This window comes from Streptomyces sp. NPDC050743 (assembly GCF_044456925.1).
Taxonomy (GTDB): Bacteria; Actinomycetota; Actinomycetes; order Streptomycetales; family Streptomycetaceae; genus Streptomyces.
In genome coordinates, this window is sequence record NZ_JBITGJ010000145.1 from 1 (window position 1) to 14,239 (window position 14,239).

The 14,239-nt window shown below is 68.0% G+C and carries 11 protein-coding genes, 1 tRNA gene and 2 pseudogenes; 5 read left to right on the top strand and 9 right to left on the bottom strand.

Features of this window, described 5'->3' with window-relative positions; all coding sequences use genetic code 11:
• From ACIBJF_RS47900 to ACIBJF_RS47920, 5 genes are all read right to left on the bottom strand, one after another.
• Positions 1-371: transposase domain-containing protein (locus ACIBJF_RS47900; RefSeq protein ID WP_399184102.1), on the bottom strand; the 371-nt coding region annotated here is incomplete at its 3' end.
• Positions 372-891: 520 nt separating this feature from the next.
• On the bottom strand, positions 892-1,722 hold the full coding sequence (locus ACIBJF_RS47905; RefSeq protein ID WP_399184104.1) for an amino acid ABC transporter permease: 831 nt from the start codon (positions 1,720-1,722) through the stop codon (positions 892-894).
• The gene (locus ACIBJF_RS47910) at positions 1,719-2,366 is read right to left on the bottom strand and encodes an amino acid ABC transporter permease (protein WP_399184107.1); all 648 of its coding nucleotides are present in this window, start codon (positions 2,364-2,366) and stop codon (positions 1,719-1,721) included. Before ACIBJF_RS47910 ends, ACIBJF_RS47905 begins: the two co-directional genes overlap by 4 nt.
• 62 nt (positions 2,367-2,428) lie before the next feature.
• On the bottom strand, positions 2,429-3,325 hold the full coding sequence (locus ACIBJF_RS47915; RefSeq protein WP_399184108.1) for a glutamate ABC transporter substrate-binding protein: 897 nt from the start codon (positions 3,323-3,325) through the stop codon (positions 2,429-2,431).
• 88 nt (positions 3,326-3,413) lie between these two features.
• Entirely contained in the window at positions 3,414-4,133 is a 720-nt protein-coding gene (locus ACIBJF_RS47920; protein ID WP_399184121.1) for an amino acid ABC transporter ATP-binding protein, read from the bottom strand.
• Between the two features lie 786 nt (positions 4,134-4,919).
• On the opposite strand from ACIBJF_RS47920, the gene ACIBJF_RS47925 reads away from it, so the two are divergent.
• From ACIBJF_RS47925 to ACIBJF_RS47935, 3 genes are read left to right on the top strand one after another with little or no spacing between them, the layout of a single operon-like run.
• Positions 4,920-6,146: a CaiB/BaiF CoA transferase family protein gene (locus tag ACIBJF_RS47925; RefSeq protein WP_399184110.1), complete on the top strand. Its 1,227-nt coding sequence runs from the start codon at positions 4,920-4,922 to the stop codon at positions 6,144-6,146.
• A complete protein-coding gene (locus ACIBJF_RS47930) occupies positions 6,143-7,000 on the top strand; it encodes a citryl-CoA lyase (protein ID WP_399184112.1) in 858 nt (285 codons plus the stop codon). The genes ACIBJF_RS47925 and ACIBJF_RS47930 overlap by 4 nt, the downstream gene beginning before the upstream one ends.
• Positions 6,997-7,965, top strand: coding sequence for a cyclase family protein (locus ACIBJF_RS47935; RefSeq protein ID WP_399184114.1), 969 nt, complete (start codon positions 6,997-6,999; stop codon positions 7,963-7,965). Before ACIBJF_RS47930 ends, ACIBJF_RS47935 begins: the two co-directional genes overlap by 4 nt.
• A 58-nt stretch (positions 7,966-8,023) precedes the next feature.
• On the opposite strand, the gene ACIBJF_RS47940 is transcribed toward ACIBJF_RS47935, so the two are convergent.
• On the bottom strand, positions 8,024-8,794 hold the full coding sequence (locus ACIBJF_RS47940) for an IclR family transcriptional regulator (RefSeq protein ID WP_399184116.1): 771 nt from the start codon (positions 8,792-8,794) through the stop codon (positions 8,024-8,026).
• 222 nt (positions 8,795-9,016) lie between these two features.
• Between ACIBJF_RS47940 and ACIBJF_RS47945 the strand changes: the two genes are divergently transcribed.
• Positions 9,017-10,435 (top strand): MFS transporter, encoded by a 1,419-nt coding sequence (locus ACIBJF_RS47945; protein WP_399184118.1) that lies wholly within the window; start codon positions 9,017-9,019, stop codon positions 10,433-10,435.
• 168 nt (positions 10,436-10,603) lie between these two features.
• Here ACIBJF_RS47945 and ACIBJF_RS47950 read toward each other — a convergent pair whose 3' ends face one another.
• Together ACIBJF_RS47950 and ACIBJF_RS47955 are read right to left on the bottom strand one after the other, a co-directional pair.
• Positions 10,604-11,227: a DUF6461 domain-containing protein gene (locus tag ACIBJF_RS47950; RefSeq protein ID WP_399184119.1), complete on the bottom strand. Its 624-nt coding sequence runs from the start codon at positions 11,225-11,227 to the stop codon at positions 10,604-10,606.
• Positions 11,228-11,373: 146 nt separating this feature from the next.
• Positions 11,374-12,833: pseudogene (locus tag ACIBJF_RS47955) on the bottom strand (NF041680 family putative transposase).
• A gap of 459 nt (positions 12,834-13,292) precedes the next feature.
• On the opposite strand from ACIBJF_RS47955, the gene ACIBJF_RS47960 reads away from it, so the two are divergent.
• Positions 13,293-13,367: transfer RNA gene (locus tag ACIBJF_RS47960), tRNA-Met, on the top strand.
• Positions 13,368-13,453: 86 nt separating this feature from the next.
• Here ACIBJF_RS47960 and ACIBJF_RS47965 read toward each other — a convergent pair.
• A pseudogene (locus ACIBJF_RS47965) lies at positions 13,454-13,669 on the bottom strand (helicase associated domain-containing protein); the annotation flags it as partial.
• Between the last annotated feature and the right edge of the window lie 570 nt (positions 13,670-14,239).

Sequence of the window (14,239 nt, forward strand, 5' to 3'; positions counted from 1 at the left end):
CGCACCCCGGGCGTCCTCGGCTGAGCCAACGGCCCCAACAACACCTCACACAGCCCGCGCATGGGCGCACTGCCGACCCTGCGCCGCAGGTCACGCAGGGCCTTTGCGGTCGGCTCGGCGACCGGCACGCCGACCAGCCCCGCCGTCAGCTTCTGCCACACCAGCCGATAGCCGGCCTCCGGGAACAGGCACATCGCCAACAGGAAGTACACACCGACCCGTGAAGGGAGATCACGCAGACGGCGCTGCACTGTGCGGGTTTCTTTGAGAACCGCATCGACGAGTTCGAACGGCACGATGCGGGTCAGCTCACCGAGATGACCCGGAGCAAATCGCCCCGCGGCCACCGTGAACACGCGGGATACGGTCATCAGACCAGGCGGCAGGGCACAATGACGTACAGGCAACGGAGCTCCACAGGCAGCAGACAGTCTTGGCGGACTACCTGCTCCAACGGGGCTCCGTTGCTCACGTTCCCGTCTGATGCCCGAGCCACGTCAACTGGCTTGCCACCAGCACAAATCCGTTAACTACCCGGCCTTGGGGGAACCCCCGCGCCACCGGTATAGCCGGATATGCGCGTTGGCCGCCGCGCCTGGTACGCATGGAGGGGATGCTCAAGCGCATCGACCGGCACAGGACGGGACCGCCGCTGCACGCCTTCTAGGTTGCACGCGGGACGAGGTCAGTGGCTGTTGTCGTTCCGATCTTGAGAGTTTGGTCGAATGGAAGTTCCAATCGGTGACTTTGGCGGGTGCCTCGCTTGAAAACAGGGCCTTCTGGTTAGCTCGGGCACCAGGGGCCCCTGTGCCGCACTCTGGCCGCCGCGGACTAGCGGCATCGATGGAGTGAATCGCTCTGGGCGTCCCGGCGGTGAGAGTGAGGATCCGCTCAGGTGGTCCGGGCCGGCGGCCTCGAACGTCCTGGGCGTCGGGTGCGACGGTTTGCGACCCGTGCGGCCCATGAGAGAAGCAGGTTCACCAGGAGGTAGAAGAGGGTGATCTCGGTGTAGACGGGGATCGCGTAGGTGCCGCCGAGGTATTCCACTGCGATGCGGCCGCTGCGCAGCAGTTCGGTGTAGCCGATGACGAAGCCGAGTGAGGTTTCCTTCAGCAGGACCACCATCTGGCTGACCAGCGCCGGAAGCATGAGGCGTACGGCCTGCGGAAGGATGATCAGCCGCATCGCCGCGTTGTTGCTGAGCCCGATTGCGTGGGCGGCCTCCGTCTGGCCGCGGGGCAGGGAGAGGATGCCGGCGCGGACGATTTCGGAGATGACCGCGCTGTTGTAGAGGGAGATGGCGAGGGCGAGCGCCCAGAAGGTCGGTACGTCGACGCCGAGTGCCGGAGCTCCGAGGAAGATGAAGAGAATCAGGAGCAGCAGGGGCAGTCCGCGAAAGACCTCTGTCCAGACGCGTACCGGTCCGCGCAGCCAGACCCGGTGCGACATGCGCCCGACGGCGAGCAGCATGCCGAAGCCCAGCGACAGCGCCAAGGAGAGCAGGGCGACCTGCAAGGTGGCCCAGAGTCCTTCCAGCAGCAGCTGGCGGAGGTCGGTGTTGAGCACCACGCTCCACAGCTGGCCGGAGAGCTGGCCGTGCCGGTTCAGCTGTATCAGGGCGAGCGCCAGCGCTCCGGCGAGCAGTACCGAGCCGACGGTGGTGCCCAGCCGGACGTTCCGGCGGGCCTTGGGGCCCAGGGCGTCGAAAAGTACGGCAGTCATCGGGCGATCGCCACCTTTCGTTCGATCCGGTGCGCGACCACGCCCGCCGGAATGGTGATGCCCAGATAGAGGACGGCGGTGGTGCCCAGGATCAGGAGCACCGAGGTGCTGTGGCTCTGGGCCAGGCGCTGCGTGGCGTTCAGCAGCTCGGCGACACCGAATGCGCTGGCGACGGCCGAGGTCTTGGTGAGTGCGATGAACACGTTGATCAGGGGTGGGACCGCGCTGCGGAACGCCTGGGGCAGGATGACCAGCCGAAGGGACGCTCCGAAGGAGAGGCCGATGGACCGGGCGGCCTCGGCCTGACCGACCTGGACGGAGTTGATGCCGGAGCGCACGGCTTCGCAGAAGAAGGCGGTGTAGTAGACGACCAAGGAGGTCACCGCCGAGGTCATGAAGGGCAGTTGGACGCCGGCCTGGGGAAGGCCGAACACGACGAAGAAGAAGACGACGACGGGCGGGACGTTGCGGACGGTCTCGACGTACGTGGTGCCGACGGCCCGCAGTATGGGAACGGGTGACACCCGCATGGCGGCGAGCGCCATTCCCAGCGTCAGTGCCAAGGCTGACGAGAGCAAGGTCAGGACGAGCGTGATGCGGAAGCCGGACCAGAACACGTCCAGGTTGTCGAACACAGCGGACACTGGTCACCTCCTAGCAGAGTGGGGGCGGCCGCCGCCGTCGCGTGGTCGGCGGCCGCGGCGGATCAGGAACAGGCGATGGGCTGGGGCAGCTTCTGCTGGGTGGTGACGTAGCGGCCGAGGCTGGCGTCCCAGGCCTTCTTGTACGAGCCGTCCTGGGAGAACTTGGCGAGCGCCTTGTCGATGAACTGGCAGAAGGCGGTGTCGTCCTTCCTGATGCCCACTCCCCAGTTCTCCTGGCCGTAGGGTGCGCCGAGCAACTGCAGGCTGCCGGGGTCCTGCGAGACGTAGCTGGCGCCGATCAGGTTCTGGGTGGCAAGGGCGTCCACCGAGCCGTTCTTGAGTGCTTCGATGCACTTCGACGACGCGTCGAACTCGACCAGGTTCGCTTTGGGGTAGGTCTCGCGGGTGACCTGGGAGACGGCACCGCCCAGCGTCGAGCAGATCTTCGTGCCCGACGGGTTCTGCGGGCTCTTGAGGTGCTGTGGGTTGCCCTTCTTGACGACGAGGTCCTGGCGGACGGAGAGATAGGGCCCGGCGAAGCTGATGACCTTCTGGCGCTCGGGGGTGATGGACATCGTCGCCACCACCATGTCGACCTTGTTCTGCTGCAGGAACTGCTCGCGGTTGTCGCTGGACGTCTCGATGAACTCGATCTGGTTCGGCTTGAGGCCGAGCTGCGCGGCGATGTAGCGGATCATGTCGGCCTCGAAGCCCTGCAGTTCGCCCTTGAGGTTCTTCTGGGAGAGCTGGGGGTGGTCGAACTTCACGCCGACGCGCAGCTTCCCGGCCTTGGTGATCTTGGCCATGGTCGTTCCTGCGGCGAAGGAAGCCGTGGCGACCGGAGTGGGGGCGTCGCCGGCGGCCGTGCCCGCCGGGGAGGTGCTCGCGTCGCAGGCGGAGGCGAGGAGAGTGATGGCCGCAGCCGCAGACGCGGCGGTGAGCCTGCTGGGAAAAGGCATGGCTGATCCAATCTCGTGCAATGGGGAGGGGGAGTGGCGGGAAGCCGCGGGGAGGTTCGCGCTGCAGACTTGTGCTCGGGCCTGGGAGTCAGTGGGTGAGGATCTTCGACAGGAAGTCCTGGGCGCGGTCGGTGCGAGGGCGGCTGAAGAACTCGTCGGGGGTGTTCTCTTCGACGATCCGGCCGCTGTCCATGAAGACGACGCGATCGGCTGCGCGGCGTGCGAAGCCCATTTCATGAGTGACGACGATCATCGTCATGCCGTCCCGGGCCAGGTCGGTCATGACGGTGAGTACCTCGTTGACCATCTCGGGGTCGAGGGCGGAGGTGGGCTCGTCGAAGAGCATCACCTTGGGATCCATGGCAAGGGCCCTGGCGATGGCGACGCGCTGCTGCTGACCGCCGGACAACTGTGCGGGGTACTTGTCCGCCTGGTTGCCGACGCCGACCCGGTCGAGCAGTTCCCGGGCCCGCTGGTCGCTCTGGTCCTTGGGGCGGCCGAGCGCTTTGACCGGGCCGAGGGTGACGTTCTGCAGCACCGTCTTGTGCGCGAAGAGGTTGAAGGACTGGAACACCATGCCAACCCGCGAGCGCAGCCGGGAGAGATCCCTGCCCTCGGCGACCAGCGGTCGGCCTTCCAGAGTGATCGTGCCGCTGTCGATGGTCTCCAATCGGTTGATGGTGCGGCACAGGGTGGATTTGCCGGAGCCGGAGGGGCCGATAAGGACGACGACCTCCCCGGGATGAATGGCGAGGTCAATGTCCCGCAGGACATGCAGGGCACCGAAGCTCTTGTTGACTCCGCGCATTTCGATGAGCGGGGCGGTGTCGGTGCCTGGAGTGGCCGCGGAATCCGGCTTCTCCGGCGCGGAGGTGTTCATGTGGCCGTCCAATGTTTCCTCACGGTTGCTTCCGTTCGGACCATGATCGATGTGGTTCACCTGGCAGTACGTTCGTGCCGTCAGGTAGTACCTATGTGTTGCCGGGATGCTACGAGCGCCTTGCGGTCCTGACAAGGGCCCGATGCAGGGATGGGTCGCCGTCGAGGATCGGCGTCGCCCGCTCTTGGTGGTGCGTGGCCGCCTTCTCTGACCTCGGCAGACATTGGAACCGTCTCCGCGTTCGCGGGTGGAGACCCGCTGGGCCGAACCCGCAGTGTGCCATCTGATGGCACTCTTGTGCCATACTGCGGTTCGATGGTGTGATGGGAGGGAGCGATCCCGCAACGGGGCCGTGCACAGCCGCTCTGTCGGCCGTCGTGTCCACCAGGAGGTGCCATGCCCGAGTCGGCGAGATATGACGTGCGCAGTGTGTTGCGTGCCGTGGACCTGCTGGCGCTGGACGACGCGGCGCATCCGAGCCGTACGGCGCGCGAACTCACCCGAGGCCGCCGGCCTGGCCAAACCGTGAGCGCAAAGTAGGGATCTGTGGCGTCGCCCCCTGGTGTCCGGCGGGGCGGAATGCGTCGTCGTCGCTCTGGCGCTGGTCGGTTCCCCCACCCGCACCACCGACGAGGCCGTGGCTTCCTTCGCTGCCGACCTTGTCTCCACGGCCGAGAAACTGACCGCCCTGGATTGCATCGGAGGTGCAGTCAATTGAGTACGAACGAATCCGACGCCCCGCCGCCCCTGCTGGAGGGTGTGCGGGTGCTTGATCTGACCAATGTCCTGGCCGGGCCCTTCGCCGGATACCAGCTGGCTCTCCATGGCGCCGAGGTGCTCAAGGTTGAAATGCCGAAGACGGGTGATCTGGCGCGGCAGCTCGGTGCAGACCGGGCACTGAGCGACGACCTTTTGGGCGCCTCGTTCCTCGCCCAGAACGCCGGGAAGCGTTCCCTGACGCTGAACCTGAAGGACGAGCAGGGGCGGGAGATGCTGTTGCGCGCCGTGCGGGAGTACGACGTCCTCATCGAGAACTTCCGCCCGGGAGTGATGCAGCGACTAGGTGTGGGTTGGGAGGTGCTCAAGCGGGAGAACCCGGGTCTGGTGTACTGCGCCATCTCGGGCTTCGGGCAGACCGGCCCGCTGCGCACCAGGCCGGCTTACGACCAGATCGTGCAGGGTCTGTCCGGCATGATGAGCGTGACCGGCACCCGGGAGGTCAGCCCTCTGCGGGCCGGTTTCCCCGTCGCCGACACGCTGGGCGGCATGGCCGCCGCCTACGCCATCGCCGCGGCCCTTGTTCGGCGCGCACGCACCGGTGACGGCGCCTACCTCGATGTGTCCATGCTGGAGGCGGCCCTCACCGCGATGGGCTGGGTGACGTCCAACTACCTGATCACCGGACGTTCACCGCAGCCCATGGGTAACGAGAACTTCACCGCTGCACCGTCGGGCACGTTCGCCACGGCGGAGGGATATCTCAACATCGCGGCGAACCGGCAGCAGCAGTTCGCCACCCTGTGCCGGCTCATCGGGCGCGAGGATCTTGTGGACGACGAGCGGTTCGCCCACCCGGCCGACCGTAAGGCGCGCCGTGACGAGTTGCGCACCGAGATCGAGAAGGGCCTCGTTCTGCGGACGGCCAAGGAGTGGGAGGAAGTCCTCTCCGACGCGGGGGTCCCCGCGGCGCGTGTTCTGTCCGTACCCGATGCTCTGGACCTGGACCAACTCGCCGAACGGCACTTCGTGCGCATGCTTCCCTTCCCCGACGGGCGCACCGGTGATCTGCGCGTCCTGGGAAGCCCCTTCCAGGTCGACGGCGAGGCGGTCGCGGACACTGCCCCGCCTCCTCTGCTGGGTCAGCACACCGAACAGGTGTTGACCGAACTCGGGTGCACACCCACCGAAATCGACACGATGAAGGAGCGCGGTATCGTATGACAGCCCGTCAGAACGTCAGCGAACCAGCCACTGCTTCCCTCGAGAGCGTCACGGAATGGTGGTCCACCGCCGTCAGCCGCATCCGTCCCGGCGAGATTCTGCTGCGCGGCTATCCCGTCGAGCAGCTCATCGGCCAGCTCTCCTTCGCCGAGACGATCTGGCTCATGCTCTGTGGCGACCTGCCGACGCGGGCGCAGGGTCAGCTGCTGGAGGCCGCCCTCGTCGCCGCGGTCGATCACGGGCCCCAGGCACCGTCGATTGCCGCCGCCCGCATGGCGGCCACCTGCGGACTGGGACTGAACAACGCGGTCGCCACCGGCGTGAACCTCCTCGGAGACGTCCACGGCGGAGCCGGCCAACAGTGCATGGAGGTCTTGGCTGGCCTGGACCGAGCCGCGACCGAGGGGACGGACCTCGACGAGGCAGCCGTAAGACTCGTCGCGGACTACCGTGCCACCAGGCGACACATCCCGGGCTTCGGCCATCGCTTTCACCCGCGTGACCCGCGCCGTGACGCTTTGGTCGGGCTGGTGGGCAAGGCCGTAGAGGCCAGCGAGGCGCCTGGCTGGGCACTCCGTGCCGGCCTCGCTCTGGAACGCGCACTGGCCGAAGGCCGCAGTCGCCCCGTGCCGATGAACATCGACGGCGCCACCGCCATCGTCTACAGCGAACTCGGCTTCCCACCCGAACTCGGACGCGGTCTGTTCGTCCTCTCCCGCAGCGTGGGCATCCTCTCCCACGCCTGGGAGGAGAAGTCTGGTGGCGCCCGCATCAAGGGTCCGATCCCGCGCCCTTTGCTCCCCGCCTACGAGGGCCCCGCACCGCGCGACCTCATCCGCAAGGACCCCGCATGACCGACCTGCCCAGCTACGCTGATCTCCGCCATCGCACCGACGCCCCGGCCAGCTCGAGCTGGGGCCTGTTCGGCCCCGACGACCAGGTGGGCACCCTGAATCTCGCCGGTCCCCAGGAAGCCCTCGCCGCTGCGGCATGCGTGCGCACCGGTGAGGTCTTCACTCTCGACTACCCCCTGAACGCCTTCGACCCGCCTTTGGCGCTGACGCGCAGAGCGCCGAAGCATCGCATCTTCAGCCGCCACGCCGACCACCGTGACGACGTCCTGGAGGGCCTGTACCCGCAGGCATCTACCCAGCTCGACGGGTTGCGCCACCGGCGGCACCATGTGCACGGCTTCTACAACCGCACAACGGACAGGCAGGTCGCGGAAGGCGGCGATGCCCTGGGGATCCACCACTGGGCCGAACGAGGCATCGTCACCCGCGGACTGCTCCTCGACGTCGCCGCCGGCCGGCGCGACGCGGGCCGGCCCATCGACCACCAGCGAGGCGAACACCTGCGCGTCGGCGACCTGCAGGCGGCCCTGGAGCGGCAGGGCGAAGAGCCTCGCCCGGGTGACATCCTTCTCCTGCACACCGGATGGGCCGCCTGGTACCTCGACGCCGCCCCCAGCGAGCGGGACGTGATCAGGAGCGAACGGCGCTTCACAGGAATCGACCAGGACCATGAGGTCCTCGCGTGGCTGTGGGACCACCACTTCGCGGCGGTCGTCTCGGACACCTATGCCCTCGAGGCGCTCCCAGCCCGTCCGGACTCACCCTTCGGCCGCGAGACCGACCACGGCATGATGCACCAGCAGCTCATTGCCATGCTCGGCCTCGCCATCGGTGAGCTGTGGCGGCTGACCCCACTGGCCACAGCCTGCGAGGCCGACCGCCGCTACACGTGCATGATCATCGCCAAGCCGCTGAATCTCCGCGGCGGCGTCGGTTCACCCGCCAATGCAACCGCCATCCGGTGAATTCTCGGTCGCGGCGTACCCGATCCCCCGCACGCCGGACGGCAGCGGAGCCGCCCGGTCAGGAATCGGTGCCGATGAACCGCAGATCCGACAACCGCTCCGCGGCCTTGGTCAGCACCGGCAGGAATGCCTCGACGCGCTCGAGGGTGAAGCGGCTGCTGGGGCCGCCGAGAGATACCGCGGCGACAACCCGGCCGGCCTCGTCGGTGATGGGGGCGGCCACGGCAGACACACCCTCCTCGCGTTCGCCGTGACTGACGGCCCAGCCCTGGTCGGCGGCCCGGCGCGCACGGTCGGCGATCTGCGACTCGAAGTCGGGACCCTGTCCGGCTGCCGACGCCAGCCGGTGCAGGAATTCCGGCGGGCAGTCCGACAGCAGTACATGCCCGGACGCGCCAGCCCACAGGGGCATCTCTTCGCCGATCCGCACCACGTGACGCAGCTGCTGGGTGCCCTCGTGCTGGGCCACGCACACCCTGGACGTCCCCTGACGGATGTAGATCCGCGAGGACTCCCCGCCGGACTGCACCGACAGCGCACGCAGACACTCCACAGCTTCCGGAGGGAGCCGCCAGGCGTCCTGCGCCAGCGCCGCCCAGCGCAGCAGACCCGCCCCGGGAGTCAGCCGTCCGTCCCCCCGGCTCCACAGAAGGCCCCGCTGCTCCAGCGTGGCCAGCAGGCGGACCACGGTGGACTTGGCAAGGCCTGAGCCGTCGATCAGCTCACGCACGCTGCGCGAGCGGTGGGACTCGTCGAACAGGGCGAGCAGGTCCAGCGCGCGCAGCACGCTCCGCACTCCCTCGCCGCTCTCTCCGGCCGGCTTCTCCATCCCTCACCCCTCCTGCCGCCGTACGGCTCGCGCATGCTCAGCCTGCCGCGCGAGCCGATACATCCCGGCGCTTGGACCCTTGTCACCCGCATTGCGCGGACGTAGCATCCCGACAACATCAGGCCACCTGACAACACAACAGTACCATCAGGCGGTACGGACGGGGAGCGGGAGCCGGTCCCGCGCTTTCGAGGGACGCTACCCTCTGGAAAAGGACACGCCATGACGACGGCCCGCCGATCCCTCGGACCCAAGCCGCACACCGCGCACCCCCACGGGCCGAGGAGCGACGCACGATCCATAGTCGCCCGCATCAACGCCATGCCGGTGACGCCGGCACACATGAAGATCGTCGCGGTGGTGGCGCTCGGACTATTCTTCGAAAACTATGAGCTGTTCCTGACCGGCGCGCTCTCCAGCGCCCTGCAGCGAGACTTCGCGGTCTCCGAAGAACAGATGCCCGCCATCCTCGGAGCCGGATTCTTCGGTGCGTTCGTCGGCGCCGTCGCCCTCAGCCGGCTCGCCGACCGCATCGGCCGCCGCCGCGCCATGATCCTCACCCTCAGCACCTTCAGCCTCTTCTCCCTTGCCGCCGCCTTCGCGCCGAACGCACCCGCCCTCATCGCCCTGCGCGTCCTGGCCGGCGTCGGACTCGGCGGCGAGTTGCCCATCGCCGTCTCCTATCTCGGCGACCTGCTGCCCGCGGCCCGCCGGGGCCGGTGGACAGCCATCGCCTTCACCGCCGCCTACCTCGGCGTGCCCGCCGTCGGCTTCCTCGGCGCGGCCCTGGTCGACCGCTCACCCCTCGGCCTGGCCGGATGGCGCTGGCTCTTCCTCATCGGCGGTCTCGGAGCCGCACTGGTCTGGCTGGCCCGCCGCAACCTTCCCGAATCCCCCCGCTGGCTGGCCGCCATGGGCCGCACCGAGGAAGCGGAGCAGATCGTCGCTCGACTGGAGACCTCCGCCGACCCCACCCGCTACGCACCGACCTCTGCCGAAGCCATGCCCGACACCGGCAGCACCTCCGAGATCCGGCACACCTTCCGCGACCTGCTGCGCCGACCGCTCGCACGCCGGACCACGCTGATGGCGGGTGTGTCGGTGCTGCAGGCCATCGGTTACTACGGCTTCGGCTCCCTGGCCGTGCTGGTCCTCACCCAGGAGGGCCACTCCGTGGTCCGCTCCCTCGCCTACACCTCTGTCTCGTACATCGGCTACCCCGTGGGCGCCGCCATCTCCGCGACCGTCATGGAGCGCCTCGAGCGCAAATGGATCCTGGCCGGATCTGCGGCCCTCATGGCGGTCCTGGGCCTCGGCTACGCCAACTCGGCCACGCCCACCGCCATCATGACGCTGGGCTTCCTCTACACCCTCGCCAGCAACATCATGGCCAACAGCTACCACATCTACCAGAGCGAGCAATTCCCCACCGCCGTACGGGCCGGTGCCGACGGGGCGCTGTATTCGCTCTCCCGCCTCGCCTCCGCCGCCATGCCGTTCGTCCTCGTCCCACTGCTGCACCACACCAGTCCCACCCTCGTCGTCGCCGTCATCTCAGCTGTCATGACCGGCATGGTCCTGCTCGTGCTTGCCTTCGGAGTGCGCACTACCGGACGCTCCCTTGAGGACATCGCCGACTGAGAAGCCCGGAAACGAGCCACACGTCGAAGTGACCGGGGGGCCGAGGCGATGAGCGCCGGAAGAGAGCTGCCGGCTCTGCTCAACCGGCGGCGAGAACCTGTTCGGCCCAGATGGTCTTGCCGTCTCGGGCGTGGCGTGTGCCCCAGCGCTGAAGTCCGGCCCCCGAACTCAACACGCTGAACTTGACAGGGAATCGACGGTGCCCGTGGAGTAGGTGCCGTCTTCGAGCATGTTCGCAGTCAGGTGGACGCCGGTGAGCTCTTCCGCGAGTGCGACGTAATTCTCGAGGTCGCAGGCGCCAGCTTCGAGGTCGAACCCCGTCTGGCGCATGAGGTCGAGGAGGTGGTCCGGTGTGCTGCCTTCTCGATGGAGGGGACCTTCGAAGCGAGTGCGCAACTCACCGTCTTCCCACCAGGAGAACAGGCACATGGCGTTCGGGCTGCGGAAGTGCGAGACGCCGCGGGTGCCGCGAGTGGCGTGCTTCATCGCATCGGTGTGGATCTCGATGCCGCCGTTGATCTCAAGGGCCAGGACCCAGTCGGCGTCTTCGTCGTGGACCTGGGCGGCGCCGACGAACATGCGGTCGCCCCAGTCGTCCTGACCGTCCTGGAATTCGCGGTCCCGGGCGATGAAGTCATCGAAGCCGTCACAGTCTTCCTGCGGCTGGGCGCCGATGCGGTCGAGGTACTCTCGCGGAGTGAGCCCGCGAACCAGCGTCAGGGTGTAGCCCTCAAGCAGGAAGCCGTGGTGGAAGTCGCGGAGCCAGGAGTGGTCGGCCGATTCAGCGTTCATGGGTGGCCATGGTGCCAGGCGCCACTGACAGGCCCCCGGCCAGCCGCCGCAGCCCGTCACGGCCGACTATCGGCCCCACTTGTTCTCCCGACCATCCACAGGCGCAGCGTGCTTGGGCGACGGAACGGACTTGGCTTGCTCTATATCTACCAAGATCGGCCGGGTCTGCCGATGGCCTTGAGAGTCTCGGGGCGTTTGACGGTTTTGCCGACGTCGTAGCGGGGTGCGGGGTGCCGGTTCTTGGTGCCGGGCGGCCGTCCGGGGCCGGTGCCGCGGGGTTGGGGAACACGGGCCGGACAAAGCAGGTGGGCGCGGATGTTCCTGAACCCCCGGCGGACCCGGGCGGGGGTGAGCCGGTCGAGTTCGGTCGGTTTCTCCCAGGGCCGGCGGAGGTCAGCGGCCATCGGTCGGGCGAGGCGGAGTTGAGTGTGGGCCACGACAACGAGCCATGTCCACCGGTCCGCGGCCTCGGGAGTACGGACCTTCGGGGTGGTCCAGCCGAGGATCTGCTTTCCGAACCTGAAGGTGTGCTCAAGATCGAATCTCCTGAGGAACACCTGCCACCACAGATCCACGTCTGCCGGGGCGGCGCCGGTCTTGGAGGACCACAGCCAGACCGGCGGTGCTTCCCGCTCTTTGGAGAGATGCTCGACCTTCAACCGGACCAAGGTGCCCTCGACGACAGGGAGTTCACCGTCGTGCTCCAGCCAGGCCGAACGGTGGGTCAGCCTCGGGTGGACCCGGTCCCACGCCTGGGCTTCGGCCTTGCCATAGTTGGTGGTGTCGGTGACGGTGGTGATCGCCGCCTCGGGCCAGGTCTCGGGGTTGGCGAAGCGGAATTCCTTGCCGTGCTTCGGCGGTCGCCCGCCCTGAGGATAGGCCAGGGCGTACTCCTTGAGCGAGGGCTTCGGCAGCCGCATCACCCTGTCGCTGCGGATCCGCCCGACCAGCCCGACAGGAAGATCCCGCAAGACCCAGGCCAGGCGGGTGACGTCGTACCCCGCGTCCATGACGATCGTGATGTCCGGATCGCCGGGCGTCCACTGGCCGGCTGAGATGAGCCGCTCGGCCACGGCGCGGAGTTGGGAGGCGGTGACGGCGGTGGCATCGTCTTCGGGTCCGAGCCGGACCACGTCCAGGATGGACGTCCACGAGGTGGCTCCCGGTTCGAGGACGGCGACGAAGGAGTACGGCCAGCCCGGGATGAACTGGGAGGCGGACTTCGCCCGGCCGTAGACGTGGCAGAACAGCCGGTCCGCCGAGCACGGTGCGTCCGAGCGAAGCCACGGCGACACGTCGACCGCCAGCACCAGGCGGCCGCCCTCGAACCGGGGCAACGGCAGCCCGGCGAGCAAGCTCCGCAGTCCCTCGACGTCGATCCTGCCCCGGTTGAGGGCTCCGTACAGCGCGCCGTGCCCACGCCGGTGCTCGGGCACCATCGTCAGGTCCACCCGCGAGGTAACCGGCCCCTCGACGCACAACAGCGCGCGTCGGCCAGTTCGAACAGTTCGTCACGGCGGGCGGTCAGACACTCGTAGAACTCTGCTCGGAAGCGTGACGCTTCCGCTAACGCTTCCCGTCGGATATCCGGGCACACCACACTCATGACAACGGCCTTCGGCTGGTTCTCCTCGTGACGGAGCACAGGATCAGACGAAGGCCACCCTCATGTCCGGCGAATGCCCAGGTGAGTGACCTCGTTCGGGACACGTTCGAGGCCAGAAGAAAAAGAACAAGCTCACGTGTCGTGGAGGACGACAGCGGACGTGCGCCCCGCAACGGCCCGCCGGCGCGACCCCCACCGCGATCTCTGGCCACCAGCACGTCCCGGGCCCGCAGCGGACCCTTGGAGTCGGCGGCCGCGCCGACGAGGAACGGCCCCCCTCTTCGCCTGACGTGTCCTCAGCACGGGCCCAGGGAGCCCGATAGGGTCTCTCCGGCGTCACAGTTATGCCAAAGACCCGGGCCCGTGGCCGTTGCTGTTCGGACGTCCTCGCCCGCCGGGCGCATCGGCACGGTAAATCGCTGCAGGCGGCGCGTGCGTGGCGTACGGTGGATTCACCGACGCGGGGTGGAGCAGCTCGGTAGCTCGCTGGGCTCATAACCCAGAGGTCGCGTGGTTCAAATCCCGCCCCCGCTACGATCGAAGGGTCCGGCTGTAGCCGGACCCTTCGTCTCTTTTTCCAGGCACCGCCGCCCCATGAAGTCTGGGCGGTCGTTCGGCGGCTATGCCCACTCCATGCCCAGCTCTCGTAGTGCGTTCAGTTGGCCGGGGGTGAGTTTGTCTCGCCTTGCACGGGTGTTGGAGACCCATACGCCCAGCTTCACGATCACCGGCTCCGCCTCGCCGTCGACGGCGATCTCCTCACGGTGGCCGCGGGGTACGGGCCGCCGCCCTTCCCGCTCCACCCACTGGGCGAGGGCCGTAAGGCCGCGCCAGAACCGGATCCGAGGGAAGTGGATCGAGTCTCTCGGCGGAACCGTGATCGAGGAGGCCGACAAAGCCATCGGTCATGAAGGGCGGACTAGACGTCAGGATGGTGGCCGGCTGACGCGGCCGGTCCTCCAACACCGCTGTGTGCCCTGGCAGTAGCGGTGATGAGTGCTGCCGAGGCCGGCGCAGTGGGGCCTGCATCGGTGACGGGCTGCATGACATGGTCGGATCCCCTGGGTCTGCCCTCCGACGTGGTGAAACCGTCTTCGATCCACTGGCGTCTAGCGGCATCAGGCACTGGCGGGTAGTGGTATTAGCCCAGGACGGCTTCGTGGCCCTTTCCCCGCGCACGAGGAGGGGTGGACGCACTGCACCGGCCGGCTCGCCGTCGTGGCAGCGGGCGGCGATCCCGGTCCCGACCCCTGGATGTGAGCGGGCTGGATGTGAGTCGGCGTCACACGTACCCACGCCGCTGGACGAAGCCGAGGGCCAGTGCACCGAGCGGGACGTTGAGCCAGAACGTGAGCAGCCGGTAGACCAGGACCGCCGAGGTGGCGGGCCCGGCCGGCACACCGAGC